At 74.9% G+C, this 20571-nt stretch carries 14 protein-coding genes; 8 read left to right on the top strand and 6 right to left on the bottom strand.

The features are described from left to right. Positions 1-728: 728 nt before the first annotated feature. From WMF33_RS26120 to WMF33_RS26105, 4 genes are all read right to left on the bottom strand, one after another. Positions 729-1538: a lysophospholipid acyltransferase family protein gene (locus WMF33_RS26120; RefSeq protein WP_437322377.1), complete on the bottom strand. Its 810-nt coding sequence runs from the start codon at positions 1536-1538 to the stop codon at positions 729-731. Next, positions 1535-5308 carry a serine/threonine-protein kinase gene (locus tag WMF33_RS26115; protein WP_437322376.1) on the bottom strand — a complete coding sequence of 1258 codons (3774 nt, stop codon included), beginning with the start codon at positions 5306-5308 and terminating at the stop codon, positions 1535-1537. Before WMF33_RS26115 ends, WMF33_RS26120 begins: the two co-directional genes overlap by 4 nt. Positions 5309-5672: 364 nt before the next feature. Further along, a complete protein-coding gene (locus WMF33_RS26110) occupies positions 5673-6941 on the bottom strand; it encodes a hypothetical protein (protein WP_437322375.1) in 1269 nt (422 codons plus the stop codon). A gap of 284 nt (positions 6942-7225) precedes the next feature. After that, a complete protein-coding gene (locus WMF33_RS26105) occupies positions 7226-7525 on the bottom strand; it encodes a DUF433 domain-containing protein (protein ID WP_437322374.1) in 300 nt (99 codons plus the stop codon). Positions 7526-8002: 477 nt separating this feature from the next. Here WMF33_RS26105 and zwf point away from each other — a divergent pair, with 477 nt between their 5' ends. The 5 genes from zwf to WMF33_RS26080 all read left to right on the top strand — a co-directional run bounded on the left by zwf (position 8003) and on the right by WMF33_RS26080 (position 13371). After that, positions 8003-9580 carry a glucose-6-phosphate dehydrogenase gene (zwf, locus tag WMF33_RS26100; protein WP_061623583.1) on the top strand — a complete coding sequence of 526 codons (1578 nt, stop codon included), beginning with the start codon at positions 8003-8005 and terminating at the stop codon, positions 9578-9580. After that, the gene (locus WMF33_RS26095; RefSeq protein WP_437322373.1) at positions 9577-10653 is read left to right on the top strand and encodes a glucose-6-phosphate dehydrogenase assembly protein OpcA; all 1077 of its coding nucleotides are present in this window, start codon (positions 9577-9579) and stop codon (positions 10651-10653) included. The genes zwf and WMF33_RS26095 overlap by 4 nt, the downstream gene beginning before the upstream one ends. A 22-nt stretch (positions 10654-10675) precedes the next feature. After that, positions 10676-11401: a 6-phosphogluconolactonase gene (gene pgl / locus WMF33_RS26090; RefSeq protein WP_437322372.1), complete on the top strand. Its 726-nt coding sequence runs from the start codon at positions 10676-10678 to the stop codon at positions 11399-11401. 150 nt (positions 11402-11551) lie between these two features. Then, positions 11552-12226, top strand: a complete 675-nt coding sequence (locus tag WMF33_RS26085; RefSeq protein WP_437322371.1) for a cobalamin B12-binding domain-containing protein — start codon at positions 11552-11554, stop codon at positions 12224-12226. Then, positions 12217-13371: a sensor histidine kinase gene (locus tag WMF33_RS26080; RefSeq protein WP_437322370.1), complete on the top strand. Its 1155-nt coding sequence runs from the start codon at positions 12217-12219 to the stop codon at positions 13369-13371. The genes WMF33_RS26085 and WMF33_RS26080 overlap by 10 nt, the downstream gene beginning before the upstream one ends. Before the next feature lie 175 nt (positions 13372-13546). Here WMF33_RS26080 and WMF33_RS26075 read toward each other — a convergent pair whose 3' ends face one another. Continuing rightward, the gene (locus tag WMF33_RS26075) at positions 13547-14656 is read right to left on the bottom strand and encodes a glucokinase (RefSeq protein ID WP_437322369.1); all 1110 of its coding nucleotides are present in this window, start codon (positions 14654-14656) and stop codon (positions 13547-13549) included. Between the two features lie 141 nt (positions 14657-14797). On the opposite strand from WMF33_RS26075, the gene WMF33_RS26070 reads away from it, so the two are divergent. The 3 genes from WMF33_RS26070 to WMF33_RS26060 are packed head-to-tail and all read left to right on the top strand — an operon-like array spanning position 14798 to position 19724. Next, on the top strand, positions 14798-16927 hold the full coding sequence (locus WMF33_RS26070; protein ID WP_437322368.1) for a mechanosensitive ion channel domain-containing protein: 2130 nt from the start codon (positions 14798-14800) through the stop codon (positions 16925-16927). Next, the gene (locus tag WMF33_RS26065; protein WP_437322367.1) at positions 16924-18228 is read left to right on the top strand and encodes a cation:proton antiporter; all 1305 of its coding nucleotides are present in this window, start codon (positions 16924-16926) and stop codon (positions 18226-18228) included. Before WMF33_RS26070 ends, WMF33_RS26065 begins: the two co-directional genes overlap by 4 nt. Positions 18229-18239: 11 nt before the next feature. Next, entirely contained in the window at positions 18240-19724 is a 1485-nt protein-coding gene (locus tag WMF33_RS26060) for a cation:proton antiporter (RefSeq protein ID WP_437322366.1), read from the top strand. Between the two features lie 12 nt (positions 19725-19736). Here the strand turns inward: WMF33_RS26060 and WMF33_RS26055 are convergent, their stop codons facing one another. Beyond that, positions 19737-20396, bottom strand: coding sequence for a hypothetical protein (locus WMF33_RS26055; protein WP_437322365.1), 660 nt, complete (start codon positions 20394-20396; stop codon positions 19737-19739). Between the last annotated feature and the right edge of the window lie 175 nt (positions 20397-20571).

Below are 20571 nucleotides of genomic sequence, written 5' to 3'. Positions count from 1 at the left end.
TCAGCCGCAGACCTCACGATCTTCTTGGGACGATGAGCACCCCCTCGCCCCGCCCTCATCATCCTGCATTCGCTCTACTCGCCTCGACCGGGGTCGTCCCGGCCCCGACCACCCCTCGCTGTCTATCTCGCCGGCCTCGCGCCGGGCTCGCGGGTGGCGACCGGCGAGGCGCTCGACTTGCTGGCAGCGGAGATCGGCGGCGCGGTGCGGACGCGGTGCCTTGGTGGCACGTCCACGACCAGTACGCGCAGGCGTTTCGCGTCCGGCTGGCGAGCCGCTACGCGCGGGTTGCGGTAAACAAGGCGCTATCGACTCTGCGCGGCGTGCTTCGCGAGGCGATGCGCCGGATGAGTGCGGATGTCTGCACACGCGCCATTGAGATCAAGAGCGCGATGGGTTCGCGCGAGCCTCGATGGCCCGGTGCTTGCTGGGGTGAGCGGCGTGCGCTTCGTCAGGACGTGCGAGTTGCCCCGCTGAGAGACGACCCGAATCTATGGAAAGTATTGATCTTTCTGTCATCCGTTTCCGCATACGAGGGAAGAAGCCGAAGGACGTCCCTGGTTGCATGAGGAAGCATACGTCGACACCGATCCACGGTAACCGTGGTTATGAACCCGAAGGTCGAGATCCCTGTGGGCGAACTCAAGACTCGTTGTTCTAAAGCGTGATCTGTAATGCTTCCCCCTACAGCGAGCGGCGATCCACCTCGATCCGGAACGGCCATTAGCTCACCCGCTCCCCACCGCGCCCCCCTCCCGGACCGCCTCCGGCAGCGCCGACGCCACCGCGGCCCGGCACGCCTCCATCGAGGCGCGGAGCTCCTCGAGCGACGGCCCGGGCGGATCGAGCGGCGGGTGCACCACGACCCGCACGACGCCGGGCGCGGCGGCGTAGCGGCCCTTCGGCTGGAGCGCCCCCGCGCCCACGATGGTCACCGGCAGCACGCGCGCGCCCGCCGCCGCGGCGACCCGGAAGGCGCCCGGCCGGAACGGCAAGAGCCGGCCGGTCGCGCTCCGCGTGCCCTCGGGGAAGAACACCGTCGACCACCGCCGCATCAGGTTGCGCTGCGCCGCGCCGAGATCCGCCACGGCGCCGCGGGCGCGCCCCCGGTCGACCGGCGTGTGGCCGTAGAGGCGCATGCCCCAGCCGAGCACCGGCACCCGGAACAGCGCCCGCTTCGCCAGGAAGCGGAACGGCGCGCGCGCCTGCAGCACCACGAGCAACGCGAGGACGTCGAGCGTGCTCTGGTGGTTCGCCGCGATCACGTAGCGCTCGCCCGGCCGCACGTGCTCGGCCCCCTCGGCCTCGACGCGCACGCCGACGAGCCAGAGCGCCCCGGCCGCCCACACGACCGACAGGCGATCGTGCATCCGCTGCCGCGGATCGAAGGGGAAGCAGAGCAGGCCGACCGGGAGCAGCACGACAAGGAACAGCATCGCCCAGGCGTGGGCGAGCGCCGTGCGCGCGACCTCGATCGGACCGGCCGGCGCCGCGGCGGCGCCCCCCTGCGCCGCCGCGGCGCCCCCCTCCGCCGTCACTTCGCGACCGGCGGGGCCTCCGGCCCGTCGAAGCGCGGGACGAAGCCCTCCACCGAGGCGAGCGTCTCCAGCAACGTCACGTGGCGCAGCCGCGGGATCGCCACGTGCGTCCGCGCGCCGAGGTCGTCCTCCGTGATCGCGAGCGTCGCCGCCGCCGCGAGCTCCGCCACCGTCGCGCCGACGATCTGCGTCGTGCCCAGGCTGCTCGGCGCGGACGACCGGACCTCGCGCGGCGCGTCGGTCGTCCAGTACGCCCGCGGGGGACCCTGGAACGCCGCCTCGACCGGGGGCCGCGGCCAGAACGTCGGCTCGACGAGGCCGAGCTCGTCGACGAGCACCTCGCGCTCGGCGCGGACGTCGCGCGCCTCCGCCTCGTCGCCCAGCGCGTCGAACGCCTCGGCGCAGCGCTCGAGCGCCGTCACGAGCTGCGTCCGGTTGCCCGAGGCGCGGATGAGCTCGAGCGTCTCCCGGCCGTACGCCCGGAGCTCGCCGGCGTCGCCGCCGAGGAGCGCGCGCGCGTGCACCCGGCCGACCCGGCCGAGCCCCACGGCGTAGGCGTCGCCCGTCCCCGCCGAGCCGATCTCGATCGCCCGGTCGTAGGCGGCGAGCGCCTCGCGGTGCTGGCCCTGCACGAAGAGCACGTCGCCCAGGTACCCCTCGGCCCAGCCGCGCCCCATGCCGATGCCGAGCACGCCGCTCAGGTTGCACGCGTTGGCGATCAGCACCCGCGCCCGCGCCAGGTGGCCCACGTGGAACTGGTGCCGGCCCGCGTACATCGTGCCGACGTACAGGTAGAGCCCGCTCAGGCCGTGCTCCTCGGCGTACGAGAGCAGCTGCGCGGTCGACCGCACCCCGAGATCCCAGTCGAACCGGCCCTCGGCGAGCACCGCGTAGTAGAACCACGTGCCGAGCAGCCGCACGGGGTCGCGCAGGCGCTCGGCCAGGCGCGCGGCGTCGGCGGCGCTCTGCTCGGCCTCGGCGTACCAGCCCGCCTGGCTCAGGGCGACGCAGAGGATGCCGCGCGAGTGGCACAGCTCGATGTACTCGCCCGCCGCCTCCGCGAGCTCGCAGCCGCGGCGCAGCGGCTCGGTCGCCGGGCCCACCTTGCCCGCCGCGCACAGCGCGCGCCCGAGGATGTTCGCGGGCAGGCACTGGTACGGGCGGAGCTCGGGGCTCGCGCCGATCGCCTGGAGCGCCTTGCGGCTGTGCGCCACGGCGTCGGCGAACTCCCCCCGGACGTAGTGCACGCGCGACAGCGCGCTGGAGAGCGCCGCCGTGACGAGCGGCGTGTCCGGCAGCGCGCCCTGCGTGCGCCGGAGCAGATCCAGCGGCTCCGCCGTGCTGCCGAGCAGGCACGCGACGCGCGCCAGCTCGTGGGCGCAGCGGGCCCGCAGCTCGATGCGCGCCGGGTCGAGCGGCAGCCGCTCGAGCAGCGCGAGCGCCTGCTTGAGCCGGCGGCTCGCGCCGTGCGGGTCCTGCAGGCGGTCGGCCTCGTTCGCCGCGAGCAGGTACGTCTCCGCGGCGCGATCGAGCTCGCCGGCGCGCTCGACGTGGTGCGCGAGCGTCCCCGGATCGCCGCCGCGCAGCTCGATGCGCCGCGCGATGCGCCCGTGGACCTCGCCGCGATCCTCGGGCGGCACGCGGGCGGCGAGCTGCTCGCGCGCCGCGTCGTGCGAGAACGACGTGAGGCCCCCGTCCTCGCTCAGGCAGATGTGGTGCGCGGCGGCGTCGCGCAGGGCGCTGTCGACCGCCGCCGGGCCGAAGAGGCCGAGCTCGACGAGATCGTCGCGCAGGAACTGGCGGCCGATGAGCGCGGCCACGCCGAGGACCTGGACCGTCGTCGGATCGAGCGCCTCGATGCTGCGGGCGAGGACGTCCGAGACCGAGGCGGGCGCGCGGTAGTGCGCGTCGGCGCGGGAGATCTCGAGCGCGCCGCCGCGGCCGCGCTGCAGGAAGCCCTCGGTCTCCATGTTGCGGACGACCTGGATGTTGAAGAGCGGGTTGCCGGCGGCGAGCAGCGGGACGCGGCGGACGAGCTCCTGCACGAGGTCGTCGCTGGCGCCGCGGCCGAGCGCGGAGAGCAGCGCCCGGTTCGCGTCGGGCGGGAGCGGGCCGAGGTCGAGGCGCTCGACGCCCTTCCAGGCGAGCCACCCCGCCGAGCGCGGCGTCATCGGCGACGAGCCGGGCGAGCCGCGCAGCCCGGCCGAGGCCGGCGGCGGCAGCGTCGAGCCGGGCGAGCCGCGCCCGGGGAACGGCGGACGGGCCGTGCCGAGCAGCAGGATCGGCCGCTCGCCGAGCTGGTCCGAGATCCGGAGGAGCACGTCCTGCGTCGCCTCGTCGGCCCAGTGGACGTCCTCGATCGCGAGGACCACGGGGATCTCCTCGGCGATCGCGCCGAGCAGCCGCAGCAGGAGATCGGCGATCCAGCGCGTGCCGCCCGGGCCGATGGCGCCGCCCTCGTCGGCGAGCCCGACGGCGCGCATCAGCTCGGGGACGAGCCCCTGGAGCAAGGCGGCGTCGTCGGCGACCACGAGGCTGACCAGCCGGCGGATGCGCGCCGCGCGGCTGTCGTTGTGCCGCTCCAGCCAGAGCGCGATCTGCGTCAGCGCCTCGCGGATCGCGGAGTAGGGGACGAGCCCGGAGAGCTCGCGGCACCGGCCGTAGGCGACGATGGCCGCGCCCGTCTGCTCGACGGTCCGGAGCAGCTCGGCGACGAGGCGGCTCTTGCCGACGCCCGTGTCGCCGACCACCACGGCCGGCCGCGGCTCGCCGCACACCGCGTCCTGGAGGAGCTCGGCGAGCCGGCCGAGCTCCAGCTCGCGGCCCATGAACGGCGCGTCGTCGAGGGCCTCGGGCGGGGCGGCGTCGCGCTCGCGCTCGGCCGCGTCGGCGGCCGGGGGCTGCGAGGTGCCGTGGAGCGTGACGTAGTAGAGCTCCTTGAGCCGCGCGCAGAGCCGGGCCGCGCTCGAGAAGCGCCGCGCGGGGTCGCGCTGCATGAGCTCGTCGACGAGCGCGACGACCGGCGCCGGCGTCTCCGGCGCCACGGTGGAGAGCGGCACGAGGGTGCCGTAGACCTTCTGGTTGATGACGCTGTCGACGGTGCCGTCCGCGAACGGGAGGCGGCCGGCGAGCAGCTCGTAGAGCACGACGCCGACCGCGTAGAGATCCATCCGGGGGCTCGGGCGCGCGAGCCCGCCCCGCTTCAGGCACTCGGGCGCGAGGTAGGCGATGGTGCCCGCGTTGACGCGGGCGTGCTCGGGCTGAAAGCTCACCGTGAGCGTGGCCAGGCCGAAGTCGAGGATCTTGAGCCGGGGCTCGTACGGATCGGTGAGGACGATGTTGCTCGGCTTGAGGTCGAGGTGCAGCACGTTGAGCGCGTGGCAGTGGGCGAGCGCCTCGGCCACGCGGCGCGCGATGCGCAGGGCCTCGATCGTGTCGAGCGGGCCCATCCGCGCGAGGTACCGGTCGAGCGTCTCGCCCTGCACGAGCTCCATCGCGAGGTAGAGGCCGATCCCGTCGAGGACGCCATACGACGAGAGCTTCACCAGCGACGGATGGCGCAGCCGGAGCAGCGCCTCGATCTCGTTCTGCTGGGCGAAGAGCTGCCCGACGTTCTGGGCGCTCACTTCCTTGAAGATCTTGATGGCGGCGACGTTCCCGGACTCGTCGTGGCCGCGGAACACCGCGCCGAAGCCGCCCTCGCCGAGCGGCTCGTCGATCGTGTACTCGCCGATCCTGGCGCCGCGCTCGATCAAGGGACCGCCGACCATCGTACCTGCCCTTCCGAGTACCCCGTCATCACCCGCAGAACCATCATGATACTCCGGACGCGGCGCCGTGACGGAGCGCAATGGCCACTTTTGCAGCCATCTTGCCATCTTGCCGCCTCGTGGCGCGCCGCGCCTCCACGGCCTGCCGCGTCTTGCCAGGTTCGACAGGAAACGTGCATGTCACGTTCGGGTGGCGATTCCGGTGCTCGCCCGGACGTCCGCGCCCCGCGCGGCGACAAGGAACGTGAGCCCGCATCCAGAACTGCGCTGTCGGCCTCGGGTCGGGGCCGAAAATGACGACGGCGGCGGCACCCCCCGGGAGGGGGTGACCGCCGCCGCGTCCGGACTCAAGCCGTTCCGGGGATCAGGTCCCGCCGCTGGCCGAGCCGCTGGCCGAGCCGCTGACGCTGGCGCTGGCCTTGATGTTGACGTCGATCGAGGCCGTCGCGCTGGCCGACGCGTCCACCGCGGCCGCGACGCAGGCGACCGCCTTGCCGCCGGCCTTGAGCGCCGCGTCCTTGACCTCGACGCCCGCCTTGCCGACGCCGGACACGGCCGCCGCCAGCTTCTTGCCGGTCCCGAGCTGGACCTTGGCGATCGCCGGGAGCGACGTGCGGAGCGCCGCGATGAGCTTCTGCGCGTCGGCGTTCACCTTGCCGTTCGCGACGATGCGGACGTTCGGCGCGTCGCACTTCGCCTGGCCGGCGGTCTTCGCGGTGCACTGCACCTGGCAGCTCGGGTCGACGCTCGGGGGCTTGAACTCGCCCGAGCACTTCGGCTCCTTGATCTCGGCGCTGCAGCCGCCCGAGCAGGAGCCCGAGCACTTGGCCGAGCCCTTGATCTCGCAGGAGCCCGAGCAGGAGCCGTCGCAGGTGCCGGTGCAGCTGCCCTCGGCCTTGGCGTCGCACTTGCCCTCGCAGGTGCCCGCGCACGCCGCGCCCTTCGAGTCCTTGCCGTCGCACTTGCCGTCGCACTTGCCGCCGCAGGTGCCCTTGAAGCCGGCCTCGCACTTGCCCGAGCAGCTCGCGTTGCAGGTGCCGGAGCACTGCGCGCCGGCGTCGACGGTGCACTTGCCCTTGCACTCGGCGTCGCACTTGCCGCTGATCTCGCCGCCCTCGCAGCTCGCCTCGAGCTTGCCGGGCTGCACCGGCGAGCCGCAGTCGCCGAGGCACTTCTGCATGGCCTCGATGTCGGCGTAGCACTTCGGGGGCTCGATCTGGACCGCGAGCTTCGCCTCGGCGTTCGCCTTGACGGCGGCGTTCACCTTGGCGGAGACCGCGTTGCAGACCTTCTCGGCGCCCTTGCCGCCGCTCGGCTCGGCCTTGAGCTCCGCTTCGCTCATGCCGAGATCCTTGCCGAGCTTGCCGCAGGAGGCGATGAGGTCCGCCTCCAGGTCCGCCGTGAGCTTGTCGAGGGAGGCAGCGGCCTCGAGGAAGCCCTTGATCTTGCCCTCGACATCGGCACCGCCCTCGAACTTGAGGTTGGCGATGCCGCCATTCTTCAGCTCCTCGCATCCGCCCGCGGCGGACGCCAGGTCACCAGCGGGCCCCGGCAGGCTGTCTGCGCCGGGGATCCCCTTGCCGCCACAGTTCACGAGGAGAGGCGAAGCCAGCCCGAGCAGGGCAAGGGGCATCGCAACCAACTTCCATCGATTGACGCTCATCTCAGAAACCCTCCGGCACCTCGACGGGTACCCCATGGGGCGCGGACCCTACACCAACGGCCGCGACCTTGAAAGCCAGGACAGCCGCGATCCCGCGCGGCCGTCGCTCGCAACGCCGAGCAGCCCCGCACTCCGGGCCCCAGCAGAGATAGAGCGCCCTATTGCCCTAAGTCACGATGGCTGTAAAGAAACAAGCTGAGCGCGCCCAGCGGAGATGTCCGGCGGCGCGGAGCGCGCCGCGCGCCCCACCGTGATCACTCGTCGCCTTCGTCGAAGGGGAGATCGAGCTGCGCGAGCGGGCGCGCGCCGACCGTGGGCCCGCCCTTCTTCTCGAAGAGCGCCTGCTCCCGGGCGATGTCGGCCTCGATGAGCTCCTGGTTGTCGTAGGCGAACGCGAGCGCGTCGAGCACGCGCGCGGGCCCGAGGTTCGGGTACCGCTTGAGCAGCGTCTCGACCGACGCGCCGCCGCGGTGCCACGCCCAGAGCCGCCGCACCGGGACGCGCGAGCCGGCGACGTGCGGGCTGCCGGCGAGCACCTGGCTATCGCACCGCACGTGAGGGTGGGGGACGCGGATTCGCGGGAGCACCGGCGCGGCCATCGCGCGGGGGAGCCTAGTACCGGTCGCGATCGGATGGAAGGGCGCCGCGAGCCGGCGGACACGCTCGGCGCCGTCGCGCGCTCGGCCAGCACGCCCGCGCTCGGCCAACACGCCCGCGCTCGGCCAACACGCCCGCGCTCGGCCAACACGCCCGCGCTCGGCCAGCACGCCCGCGCTCGGCCAGCACGCCCGCGCTCGGCCAGCACGCCCGCGCTCGGCCAACACGCCCGCGCTCGGCCAACACGCCCGCGCTCGGCCAACACGCCCGCGCTCGGCCAACACGCCCGCGCTCGGCCCGCACGCCCGCGCGAAGCCGTCGACGCGGTGGCGGCCGCGCGTCGTTCCGCCTTCCGCCGGCGCGATCGGAGCTACCCTACGCCGCGGAGGCGCGCGGGCATCGTGCCCGTCGTCGCCGATCGGAGCTCATCCACCATGACCCAAGCCGAGAAGAACCCGCTTCGCGAAGGAATGCCCGAGGAGCGAACCGCCTCGCCGGCAGCGCTCGTGATCTTTGGCGCCTCGGGCGACCTGACCCGTCGCAAGCTGCTGCCCGCGGTCTACAACCTGGCGCTCAGCCGCCTGCTGACCGGCGGCTTCGCCGTGGTCGGCGTGGCGCGGCGTCCGAAACCGGATTTCGCCCAGGAGATGCGCGAGGCGGTCGGGAAGTACTCGCGGCGCCCCCTGGAGGAGGCGTCCTGGAGCGAGCTCGAGAAGGGCATCAGCTACGTCCAGGGGTCGTTCGACGAGCCCGAGACGTACGCCCGGCTCGCCGCGGAGCTCGAGCGGCTCGACGCCGAGCGCGGCACCCGCAAAAACCGGGTCTTCTACCTGGCCGTCGCGCCCGACCAGTTCGCGCCCATCGTGCGCGGCCTGCGCGCGGCGAACCTCGTCGCGCCGCCGTCGCACGAGAAGGACGCGCCGTTCCAGCACGTCGTCGTCGAGAAGCCGTTCGGCGAGGACCTGGAGAGCGCCCGCGCCCTCAACCGCGATCTGCTCGCCCACCTCGCCGAGTCGCAGATCTACCGGATCGACCACTACCTCGGGAAGGAGACGGTCCAGAACCTCCTCGTCCTCCGGTTCGGCAACACGATCTTCGAGCCGCTCTGGTCGCGCCAGCACGTCGACCACGTGCAGATCACCGTGGCCGAGGAGATCGGCGTCGAGGGCCGCGGCAAGTTCTACGAGAAGGTCGGCATCACCCGGGACATCGTGCAGAACCACGCGCTCCAGCTGCTCACGCTCGTCGCGATGGAGCCGCCGTCGTCGTGGGACGCCGACGCGGTGCGCGACGAGAAGGTGAAGGTGCTGCGGACGCTCCGGCCGATCGAGGGGCCTGACGCGCTTTCGTCGACCGTGCGCGGCCAGTACGCCGCCGGCATCGTGCGCGGCGAGAAGGTGCCCGGCTACACCGAGGAGCCCGACGTGGCGAAGGACTCGATGACCGAGACCTACGTCGCGATGAAGCTCCACCTCGACAGCTGGCGCTGGGGCGGGGTGCCGTTCTACCTGCGCGCCGGCAAGCGGCTGGCGAAGCGGGTGGCCGAGGTGGTGCTGCACTTCAAGCCGCTGCCGCACGGCCTGTTCAAGGGCGCCCCCGGCGCCACCGAGGAGCCGAACGCGCTCGTGATGCGCCTCCAGCCCGACGAGGGCATCTCGCTCCGGTTCGCGGCGAAGATCCCGGGCAGCGGCATCGCGATCCGCGGCGTGACCATGGATTTCCGCTACGGCGCCGCGTTCGGCTCGAGCACGCCCGAGGCGTACGAGCGGCTCCTGCTCGACGCGCTGCGCGGCGACGCCACGCTGTTCACGCGCGCCGACGAGGTCGAGGCGCAGTGGGGCTTCGTCGATCCGATCTTCGAGGGGTGGCGGACGCAGAACGCGCCCATCGCGCGCTACGCCGCGGGCACGTGGGGCCCGCAGGAGGCCGACGCCCTGGTCCAGCCGTCCGAGGGCGCCCGCGGGGCGTGCGGCGAGCGGAAGCCGCCGGAGCGGTCCTGGAGGCGGCCGTGAGCGCCGGGCGCATCGCCGAGGTGATCAAGCGGGTCGAGTCGGAGCTCGCCGAGTTCTGGTCGTCGCCCGACGAGTCGCGGCCGGAGCCGGCCCCGAAGACGCGCGCGTCGACGATGAACTTCGTCGCGGTGGGCAGCCGCGCCGAGGTCGAGCGCCTGAAGGAGCAGGCCGAGGAGCTCGCCGAGACGCACGCGGGCCGCACGCTGCTCATCACGCTCGACGACCGGCTCGATCCGCTGAGCGTGCAGGCCGACTGGTCGGCCACGTGCCGCCGCGCCGGGGAGGTGCCGATCTGCTACGACCGCGTGGAGCTCACGTTCGGGGTGGCCGCCGCCGAGCGCGTCGCGTCGGTGGTGAGCGCGCTGACGATCTCCGACGTCGCGGTGATCGTCGAGCTCGCGCCGGGCGCGCCGAACGTGCTCGGCGACGCGCTCGCGCCGATCTGCGATCGGCTGGTGTTCGACTCGGCCGAGACGTGCATCGAGCGGATCGCGGAGGTGGCGCGCGGGACGAAGGCGCCGCTCGCGGACCGGGCGTTCGTGCGGACGTTCTCGTTCCGCGAGCTCGTGGCGCGGTTCTTCGACGACATGCCCGAGGCGTCGCGCGCGATCCGGCGGGTGGAGATCGCGCGCAGCGCGGGGGCGAAGCCGGATCCGGCGGCGCTGCTCCTCGGGTGGATGGGGTCGCGGCTCGGCTGGACGTTCGAGTCGCGGGGGCCGGCGCAGCCCGCCGGCGCCGGGGTCGTGGGCCGCGCCCGCGCGGCGGACGGCGCGCCGATCGAGATCGCGCTCGTGGACGGGCCGCCGGCCGGGGAGCAGGCGCAGCGCCGGATCGACGGCGTGCGCCTCTTCACGTCGCTGCGCGGCGAGCCGCTCGCGCTCGGGTGCGTGCGGCTCGACAAGGCGCCCGCGACGGCGCGGTGGACGATGGAGGGGGCGCGGTCGGCCGACCACCTGCACCCGCTCGGCTACCGGGACGAGACGTGGGTGCTGACGAAGACGATCGACTCGCTGGAGGGCGATCGCCTGCTGCGCGAGGCGGTGCTCGCCGCCGCGGCGTGGAGCGCGCTCTGACGAGGCCGGGAGGAGGACCGAGATGAACGGTGGTGAAGAGACGCTCGTCGCGGCGGACGCGGCGGAGCTCGCGATCCTCGGGGCGGAGCTCATGGCGCGCGCGATCGCCGCGGCGATCGAGGCGCGCGGCGTCGCGCGGATCGCGCTGTCGGGCGGGGGCACGCCGTCTCCGGCGTACCAGCGGCTCGCGGCGCTGTCGCTCCCGTGGGCGCAGACCGAGTGGTTCTGGGTGGACGAGCGCGCGGTCGCGCCCGACCACCCCCGCTCGAACTACGGCGCCGCGCGCCGGGATCTCGCGGCGGCGCGCGTCCCGGAGGACCGCTTCTTCCGCATGGAGGGGGAGGCGGCCGATCTCGGCGGGGCCGCCGCGCGCTACGAGGCGCTCCTGCGCGCGCGCTTCGGGGTCGCGTCGGCGGTGGCGTTCGACCTGATGACGCTGGGGATCGGCGACGACGCGCACACGGCGTCGCTCTTCCCCGGGACGGGGGCGGTGGGCATCGAGGACCGCCTGGTCGCCGCGATCCCGGCGCAGCCGGGCAAGGGGCTGGAGGCGCGGCTCACGCTGACGGCCCCGGTGATCCGGGAGGCGCGGGTGAAGCTCCTGCTCGCCGGCGGGGCGAGCAAGCGCGCGGTCGTGGCGCAAGCGAAGCGGCCGGGTCCGGCCGACGAGGTGCCGGCGCGCGCCGTGCGCGGCGGCGCCGGGCGGCTCGTCTGGCTGCTCGACGCGGCGGCGGCGCAGGCCGGGTAGCGAGCGCGCGGCCGCGTCCTCTCGCGCGCGCCGCGCCAGCGGCCGCGCGCCAGCAGCTCGACACGCGCTGGCGCGCGGCCGCGGCGATTCCGCGCGGCGCGAGGCTTGACGCCGTCGCTCCTTGCGCCAGAAGCCACGACACGCGCGCAGATGCCGTCGGGCGAGGGAGGAGCTGCAAGCCGAGAGCCGCGGATCGCCGAGGGCGACGACGCCGAGGCGCGCCTGTTCACCGCCGCGATCCTGACGGGCAACTACATCGCCGCGCGGAGCGTGCTGCACGCCGCGATCGGCAACGGGCTCGGTTACATCTACGAGCGCATCGTCGTGCCGGCCATGGAGGAGGTCGGGAGCCGCTGGTACGAGAACCGGATCAGCGTCGCGGACGAGCACCTCGCCACGGCGGTCGCGCAGACCGCCGTCGCCTCCATCTACCCGCTGATCCGGTGGCCGGCGGGGGGGCCGCGGGCGGTGGTCGGCTACGTCGAGCCCGAGCGCCACGTGTTCGGCGCGCGCATGGTCGCCGATCTCCTCGCCCTCGACGGCTGGCAGACGACGTTCGCGAGCGGGGGGATCTCGCTCGCGCGCGGGCTCGAGGATCTCCGGCGGAGCGAGGTGAAGCTCTTCGCCGTGTCGGTCACCCTCGGCGAGCACCTGCCGGCGGCGCGCGCGCTCATCGAGAACGCGCGCGAGGACGTGCCCGGCGTGAAGATCCTCGTCGGCGGCCGCGCCGTCGCGGCGCTGCCCGACGCGGTTCGGCTGCTCGGGGCCGATGCGATCGCGGCGTCGGCCTCGCGGGCGGTGGAGGTCGCGCGGGCATGGCGGTGACGCAGCCGGACGCCGCGGCGCTCCTCGGCGCCCTCCTCGCGAGCGAGGACGACCTCCTGCTCGTGGTGCAGCGCGGCGAGATCACCCACGCCAGCGCGGCGGTGGAGCGGCGGCTCGGCGGCGCCGCGCCGGGCAGGGACGTCGCGTCGCTGTTCCACGAGGAGAGCCGCGAGAAGCTCGCGGCCGCGCTGGCCCACGAGGCGCCCGCCGCGTGGGAGCTCCAGGTGTGCCGCGAGGGTGAGGGGCAGGAGCCGGTGAGCTTCCTCGTGGTCCCGGCCGCGGACGGATCGCGCATCCTGCTCGGGCGGGCTCCCGCGCGGGACGAGGCGGTCCGGATCAAGGAGGCCGCCATCACGCTGACGACCGCGCTCGCGGACATCGCCCGCGAGCTCGCGACGAAGGGCGCCGAGCTCGAGGCGGCGCGCGCCGGGCTCGAGGAGCTCGGGCGCCACCGCGACGAGCTCCTGTCGATCGTGTCGCACGACCTGAAGGCCTCGCTGCACGCCATCCGGCTCCAGGGCTCGCTCATCGAGCACGCCGAGACCCCTCCGACGGCGGCGCAGCGCGCGACGATCGCGGGGCGGCTGCTCCGCAACGTCGACCGGATGACGTCGCTCATCTCGGACATCCTCGACGCCGCGCTCGCCGACGCGGGGGAGCTGCGGATCGAGCCGCAGCGGTTCTCCCTGGGCGACGTGGTCGCCGAGGTGGTCGATACGGTGGCCCTCATCGCGGCCGACGCGGGGGTGCAGCTCCGCCGCGCGGCCGCGGGCGCCGCGGTCGTGGACGGCGACGCCCGGCGGCTCTACCAGGTCGTCCTGAACCTCGTCGAGAACGCGATCCGGCACTCGCCGCGGGGGGCCGAGGTCCTCATCGCGCTCGAGGCGCAGGGCGCGCGCGTGCGCTGCTCGGTCGAGGACGGGGGGCCCGGCATCGCGCCGGAGGAGCGCGCCGCGGTGTTCGAGCGCTTCCAGCGGCGGGGCGGCCGCGCGGGCCGGGCCGGCCTCGGCCTGTACATCGCGCGGCGGATCGTCGCGCTGCACGGGGGCTCGATCTGGGTCGAGGCCGGGGCGCGCGGCGGCGCGCGCTTCGTCTTCGAGATCCCGGCGCCCGGGGGCGCGGGTGGTGACCGGGTTTGGACATGAAGGCGGGAAGGCGGGAAGGCGGGAAGAAAAGATGAATGATCTTCCCGCCTTCATGTGAATCACGCCGGGGCAAACTGGGCCACCACCGGGGCGCGGGCGGGGCGGCGGACGCGGGCGCGCGCCGAGGCGCGGCGTCGCGCGCGCGGGGCGCGGTGAGGCGCGCCCCCCGCCGCGCTCAGGACCTGCGGGACGGCGCGCGGCGCCGGGGCGCGTCGTCGTCGTCGTCGCCGCGCGCGATGAGCTCCCTCGCGAGGGCGAGCGCGCCGCGGACGCCGACGAGGGGATCGGTGACCACGGCGACGGGCACCCCCTCGAGGAGCGGCGTGAGGCGGCCCTTCTTCAGGAAGGACTTCATGAACAGCTCGCGCCGCGCGGTGACGAGGTTCCTCGCGATGTTGCCGAGGACGAAGACCCCGCCGAGCGCGAGCTCGCGCAGGGCGAGGTTGCCCGCCTCGGCGCCGTAGATCTCGGCGAACAGGTCGACCGCGCGCGCGGCGGGCCGGAACGCGCGCGCGAGCCCGAGCTCGGCGATCGCCGCGTTGCGGTCGCCCTCGGCGAGGCGGCGCTCGATCGCGCGGGGCACGCGGGCGGCGCGGGCGGCGAAGAAATCGAAGAGGGCGCCGAGCCCGTCGCCCGAGAGGACCCGCTCGTAGCTCACGTGATCCGGGTGGCGCTCGGCGAGGAACTGCCACAGCTCGACCTCGACGGCGGAGCGCGGGGCGAAGTCGGCGTGGCCGCCCTCGGTCGGGAGCGTCAGGTGGCGGGCGCCGTCCCAGACGAGCCGGGCCTCGCCGAGGCCGGTGCCGGCGGCGATGACGGCCAGGTTGCTCTCCTTCGGCCGCGGGCGGCGCTCGGTGAGCGGCGCGATCGAGGAGCGGGGGATGTGCAGGCAGCCCCGGGCGCCGACCACCAGGTCGTTCGCGAGCAGGACGCGCGCGATCTTGAGCCGGCGCGACAGCTCGCGCTCCGCGAGGCGCCAGGGCAGGTTCGTGATGGTGGCGACGTGGTCCTTGATGGGGCCGGCGACGCCGAGCACCGCGACCGCGGGGTGGGGCGCGTCGCTGCGGACGAGGAACGGGAGGGCGATCTCCTCGAAGCTCGCGTGCTCGCGGCTGCGGAAGACCGCCTCGGAGAGCGGCCTCTCGCCGGAGGCGTCGTAGAGCGCGAGCCGGGTGTTCGTGCCTCCGATGTCGCCGACGAGCAGCGACGGGGCCACGGATTTCTTGGTCCTTGCCACGCGGGCGCCCTGCCAGCGCCCCGCGTCGGCGGCAAGGCGAACCGTCATCGGGCGGGCGCGGACGGGGCGATCGTCGGAGCGGCCTGCGGCCTCGACCGCCGCGCTGGCGCGGGCGCCCGTGGTCCCCGCGAGCGGCCTCGGCGCTGTCCTGCCTTGACCGGCGCACCGCCTCCGGTCGAAAGTGCCGGCGTGCAGCGGCTGTTCCCCGCGCTTCTGGCCGCGCTCGCCGGCCTCGTCTCTCTCGCCGGCCCAGCGTTCGCCGACGCGGCGCAGGGCGCGCTCGCGCAGCCTGCGCCCGCGCACCTCGCGCAGCCTGCGCCCGCGCCGCCGCAGGGCGCGCCCGCGCCGCCTTCTCAGCGCGCGCCCGCGCCGCCGCCGCCCGCACCGGCCACCTCCGCGCCGCCCTCCGCCTCGGCCGCGCCGCGCTCGGCGCGGGCCACGGCGGCACCGGCCGCTCCGGCCGCGTCCGCGCCGCCGGCGCAGCTCGCGCCTGCGCCGGCTTCGGCCCCGCCGGTCGCGCCGCCCGCGTCGGCGCCGGCCGCTCAGGCCGCGTCCGCGCCGCCGGCGCAGCCCGCGCCCGTGCAGGCCACCTCGGCGCCGCCCTCCGCCGCGCAGCTCGCCGCCGCGCCGGCGCAGCCCGCGGCGGATCCGCCGCCCGCGGCCGATCCGCCGCCCGCGGCCGATCCGCCGCCGGCGCAGCCCGCAGCCCAGCCGCCGGCGCCCGTGCAGCCGCCGATCGTGCACGTCGCGCCGTCGCCCGCGCCGCCCCGGTCGGCGGCCGCGCAGGTCGTGCTGGCGCCCGCGCCGCCGCAGCCGGCCGCCGATCAGGCCGAACCGCGCCCGCCCGACCCCCAGCCGCCGCCGGCGGTCGAGCAGCCCGAGGCGCGCGTCGAGCTGCTCGGCCGCACGGTGTTCGCCATCCGCGTGCACCGCGGCAGCCTCTCCCCCCCGGAGCGCGCCCGCGAGGCGGCGAAGGTGCTGGAGCGCGCCGCCCAGGAGAAGCAGATCCCCGAGGTCCGCGTCGACGAGCAGGCGGGCGTCGCGGTGATCTACGTCGGCGAGAGCCCGCTCATCCACATCGGGCCCGAGGACGCCGTCGCGGCGGGCACCACCACCGTCTCCGTCCACGCCGCCGCGATCGCCGCCACGGTGCGCGACGTCCTCGCCAAGGAGCACAGCCGGAGCCGCCTCGCCACGAGCGTGTTCTCCTTCTCGCTGCTCGTCTTCTCGGGGCTGATCGCGCTGCTCCTGCTCCGCAAGGTCGGCGAGCTCGTCGAGCGGGCGCGCGCCTGGGTCGCCGAGCACCCGGAGCGGCTCCCGGCGCTGCACGTCCGCGGCATCGAGATGCTCCGGCCCGCCGCGTCCCAGGGCGCGCTCTCCGTCGCGCTCGGCGCCGCCGGCATCCTCGTCCGGCTGGGCATCGCCTACATCTGGATCCTCTTCGCGCTCTCCCTGTTCGAGTCCACGCGCAACTACAGCCAGAAGCTCACCGGCTTCGTGCTCGCGCCGATGTCGGAGCTCATGGGGCGCATCGCGCGGAGCGTCCCCGTGCTCGTGCTCGCGATCCTCGCGACGCTCGCGGTCATCGTCCTCATCCGCTTCGTGGGGCTGTTCTTCGGGAGCGTCAGCCGGGGCGAGACGTCGCTCGGGTGGCTCCCCTCGGAGCTCGCGGTCGCGACCGGGGTCCTCGTCCGCTTCGGCATCCTCGTGGCCGCGCTGCTGCTCGCGGCGCCGCTCATCACCGGCACCGACGAGGGGGCGCTCACGCGGGTCGGCTTCGTGGTGCTCGCGTCGGCCGGGCTCGCCAGCACGCCGCTCATCGCGTCGGCGGCCGTCGGCCTCTCGGTCATCTACGGGCGGCGCCTGCGCGTCGGCGACGTCGCCGACGTGGGCGGCCGGTCCGGGCGGGTCCGCGAGCTGACGCTGCTCGAGGCGCGCCTCGAGGACGAGGACGGGTGCGTCGTGCGCGTGCCCCACCTGCTCAGCCTGTTCCACCCGACGCGCGTCCGCGGCCGCCCCCCGCTCGTGGCCGTCGAGATCAGCGTCGACCCCTCTGCCGATCTCGACCGGGTGCGGGAGCTGCTCCTCAAGACCGGATCGAGCCTCGGCAGCCGCGCCCGCGCCGCGCTCGTCGCGATCGACGAGGGGGGCGCGCACTTCCGGGCCACGATGGCGTGCGACGGCGACGACGTGCGCAGCCGCTGGCTCGCCGCCGTGGCGCAGGCGCTCGTCGCCGCCGGCATCCCGCTCGGGCGCGCGCCGGCGTCCTCCGGCGGCGCGCCGCGCCGCGCGCCGCTGGATCGGGGCGCGGCCTCGTGAACGCCATCTGGCTCCTGATGGGGCTGCTCGTGCTGTCGTACCTCGGCAGCTCGCTCGTCAGCGGCCGCGTGCTGCGGGGCATCGGCCTCCCCTCGGGCGCCGAGTACGTGGTGCTCGGCTTCGTGCTCGGGCCCTCGGCGCTCGGGCTGCTCGAGCCCTCGTCGCTCGCCGCGTTCGAGCCCGTGGCGGGCGTCGCGCTCGGCTGGCTCGCGGTCGTGGTCGGCCTCGATTTCGGCTTCGTCGGCAACCGCCGCGTCCGCCCGTCGCGCATGGCGCTCGGCGTGCTGATGAGCCTGCTCACCGGCTCGGCGGTGGCCGCCGCGGTGTGGTTCGCGGCGGCGCGCGGCGCGCCGTCGCTGGAGAGCGGCGACCGGGTGCTGCTCGCGGCGGGCGTGGGCGCCGTCTCGGCCGAGACGACGCGGCACGCCGTGCTGTGGGTCACGCAGCGCTACAGCGCGAGCGGCAAGCTCTCGGACCTCATCGCCGACATCGCCGACTGCGACGACCTCGGGCCGCTGCTCATGATGGGCGGCGCGTTCGCGCTCGTCCCGCAGGCGACGGGCCACTGGCCGCTCCCGTTCTGGGGGTGGACGATCGTCACGGCGCTCATCGGCGTGGTGCTCGGGCTCATCGCGGTCGTGCTCCTCGGCAGCGATTTCCGCCTGATCCAGAGCTGGGGCGTGCTGCTCGGCACGTCGCTGCTCACGATGGGCACGAGCGCGCGGGTCGGCCTGTCGCCGCTCTTCGCGACGTTCGCGATGGGCGTGACCATCGCCGCGCTCTCCCGGCACCGCGAGGAGATCGTCGCGATGATCGCGCCGACCGAGCGGCCGGTCATCCTGCCGGCGCTCCTGCTCGCGGGCGCGCACGTAAACCCGAAGGCGGCGCCGTTCCTGCCCTGGATCGTGGCGATCGCGCTGGCGGCGCGGGTGCTCGGCAAGCTCGCGACCGGCCTCGTCTTCCGGGTCGCGTCGCCGGACGCGCGCGACACCTCGCCCTGGCTCGGCCTCGGGCTGCTCTCGTCGGGCGCCGTCGCCATGAGCGTCGGGCTCGCCTTCGCGCTGCGTTTTCCGGGCCCGGTCGGGCACACCGTCCTCGTCGCCGCGGCGGCCGCCGCCGTCTTCGGCGAGCTCGTCGGCCCGCAGGCGCTGCGCGCCACGCTCCGCAAGGCCGGCGAGCTCGCCGCGCCCGAGCGGGAGTCGCTCTTCTTCGGCCGCGGGCTGGGCCGCGCCGCGCGCGACGCCGCGCCGGGCGACGGCGATCTCCCGCCGCCGCCGGTGGCCGAGCGGGGCGAGGGGTAGGAGGTGTCCCCGTGAGCGCTGCAGCACTCCCTGACATCGCGCCCGACGCGCCCGCCGGGCCCGACGCGCCCGCCGGCCCGGCTGGGCCCGCCGCCGCCCCCGAGCCGCACGGCGCGCCTCCTTCCGGCCATCACGGCTCGGCCCCCAAGGGCCCGCTGAACCACCTCACGCACGCGGTCGCGCTGGTGATCCTGTTCGGCGTGCTCTACGCGACGACGCGCGCGGTCCCGCACGACAACGGCCCGGCGGGCACCATCGCCTCGATCGGCTTCCTCCTGCTCGCGGGCACGCTCGCGAGCGAGCTCGTCGAGCCGCTCCGCCTGCCGCACCTCTCCGGCTACATCCTCGCGGGCATCGTCGCGGGGCCGCACGTCCTCAAGCTCGTCGATCACCACGCCGTCGAGGAGATCTCGCGGGTCAACGCGCTCGCGCTGGCGCTCATCGCGCTCGCCGGCGGGGCCGAGCTCCGGCTCGAGATGGTCAAGAAGAGCCTGAGGAGCCTCCTCTTGCACAACCTCGTGCAGACGGTCCTCGTGTTCGTGGCGATGACCGGCGTCTTCTTCGCCGCGCGCTCGCTCGTCCCGTTCGCGGCCGACCTCCCGATCGCCGCGGCGTTCGGCGTGGCGGTCCTCTGGGGCGTGATCGCGGTCACCCGCAGCCCCTCGGCCGTGCTCGGCATCCTCTCGCAGACGCGCGCGACGGGGCCCGTGGCGATGAACACGCTCGCGTTCGTGATGACGTCGGACATCATCGTCATCGTCGTGACGGCGGTCGCGCTCTCCACGGTGCGGCCGCTGATCGAGCCGGGCACGACGATGTCGATGCACGAGATCGAGCTGCTCGGCCGCGAGATCCTCGGGAGCATCTCGATCGGCACGACCCTCGGGCTCGCGCTGGCGGCGTACATGCGGCTCATCGGCCGGCAGCTCATCCTGGTGTTCGTGGCGCTCGGCTTCGGGGCCACGGAGGTGCTGCGTTACCTCCGCTTCGACGCGCTGCTCGTGTTCGTGGTCGCCGGGTTCGTCGTCGCGAACCTGTCGAAGCAGGGGGAGAAGCTGGTGCACGCCGTCGAGGACGCCGCGAGCGTGGTGTTCGTGCTGTTCTTCGCGACGGCGGGCGCGCACCTCGATCTGCCGCTGCTCAAGATGATGTGGCCGGTCGCGCTGCTCTTCGGCGCGTCGCGCGCCTTCGTGACCTGGGTGGCGAGCCGCATCGGCAACCGGCTCGCGGACGACCCGCCGGTGCTGCGGAAGTGGGCGTGGTGCGGGCTGATCTCGCAGGCCGGGCTCACGCTGGGCATCAGCCTGACGATCGAGCGCGCGTTCCCGAGCCTGGGCGCCGGCTTCCGCGCGCTCGTCATCGGGTGCGTGGCGCTGAACGAGGTGTTCGGCCCGATCCTCTTCAAGTACGCGCTCGACCGCGCCGGCGAGACGGCCGTGGAGGCGTCGCGCGGGTCGCTGGCGAAGTCGCTGCCGGACCTCGGGCACCGCGGGTGAGGTGCGGCCTGCTCACGGGGTGAACCGCAGCGAGTAGCTCACCACGGTGGGGCCTCGCCTCGGCTTGAGGAAGTCGATCCGTTCGAAGACGCCGACCACGCATTTCGTGAACGCCTCGCCCTTGAGCGCCGTGCGCGGCTTGCGCACCTCGGCCTTGCCGCCGTCCTTCTCGATGCGCAGGTCGATCCCGAAGTCGCCGCCCTTGCTCGGGTCCTCCGCGAGCGCGAAGCAGCGTCGGAAGTCGTCGAAGTGGGGCGCGACCGAGCGCTTGATCGGCTCCTTGGTGAAGTCGTCGTGCGGCCCGCCGCCGATGTGCATGCCGATGTTCGCGACCTTCACCTTCGGGAGCGGCCCGGCGTCGGCCGGGGCCGCGGCGGGCGCCGCCGGTTCGGCCGCGGAGGGGGCGGCGGAGGCTGCGGCGCTGGCGGTGGGGGCGGCGGGCGCGGAGGGCGCGGAGGCCGCGGGGGCAGGGGTGGCGGCGCTCGCGGAGGCGGCCGCGATCGCGGGCGGATGGGTCGGCGGCGGCGCGGCGCTCGCCGGCGCGGTCGCGAGCGCCTCCGCCTGCGGCGCGGCGTGGCGCTCGGCCGGGGGCGTGGCGCCGGACGAGCAGCCTGCTGCGGCGAGGGCGAGGGGAGCGGAGAGCGCGAGGAAGAGCGGGGCGGGACGGCGCATGATGGCGCGCGAATCTACTGCGGCTCGCGCTGATGCAGGAAGCGGACGGCGCGCGGAAGATCGGAGCGCCGCCGGAGCGATCGGGCAGGCGGGTGGAGGGCCGGGGGCGGGCGGGTGGAGGCCCCGTTCGTGCGCTGGGGGCCTCCGCCGCGCGCGCGAGCGGTTCCGTCGCTGG

The sequence above is a fragment of the Sorangium sp. So ce394 genome (genome assembly GCF_051474665.1).
Taxonomy (GTDB): domain Bacteria; phylum Myxococcota_A; class Polyangia; order Polyangiales; family Polyangiaceae; genus Sorangium; species Sorangium cellulosum_D.
Note: the sequence above shows the minus strand (reverse complement) of the source record. Positions and strands in the feature narration are given on the sequence as shown.

Excerpts from the sequence above, each read along its gene's own strand:
- WMF33_RS26110 (WP_437322375.1), bottom strand. The coding sequence starts at position 6,941 with ATGCCCCTTGCCCTGCTCGGGCTGGCTTCGCCTCTCCTCGTGAACTGT.
- WMF33_RS26075 (WP_437322369.1), bottom strand. The coding sequence starts at position 14,656 with ATGACGGTTCGCCTTGCCGCCGACGCGGGGCGCTGGCAGGGCGCCCGC.
- pgl (WP_437322372.1), top strand. The coding sequence starts at position 10,676 with ATGAACGGTGGTGAAGAGACGCTCGTCGCGGCGGACGCGGCGGAGCTC.
- WMF33_RS26080 (WP_437322370.1), top strand. The coding sequence starts at position 12,217 with ATGGCGGTGACGCAGCCGGACGCCGCGGCGCTCCTCGGCGCCCTCCTC.
- zwf (WP_061623583.1), top strand. The coding sequence starts at position 8,003 with ATGACCCAAGCCGAGAAGAACCCGCTTCGCGAAGGAATGCCCGAGGAG.
- WMF33_RS26115 (WP_437322376.1), bottom strand. The coding sequence starts at position 5,308 with ATGGTCGGCGGTCCCTTGATCGAGCGCGGCGCCAGGATCGGCGAGTAC.
- WMF33_RS26085 (WP_437322371.1), top strand. The coding sequence starts at position 11,552 with ATGCCGTCGGGCGAGGGAGGAGCTGCAAGCCGAGAGCCGCGGATCGCC.
- WMF33_RS26055 (WP_437322365.1), bottom strand. The coding sequence starts at position 20,396 with ATGCGCCGTCCCGCCCCGCTCTTCCTCGCGCTCTCCGCTCCCCTCGCC.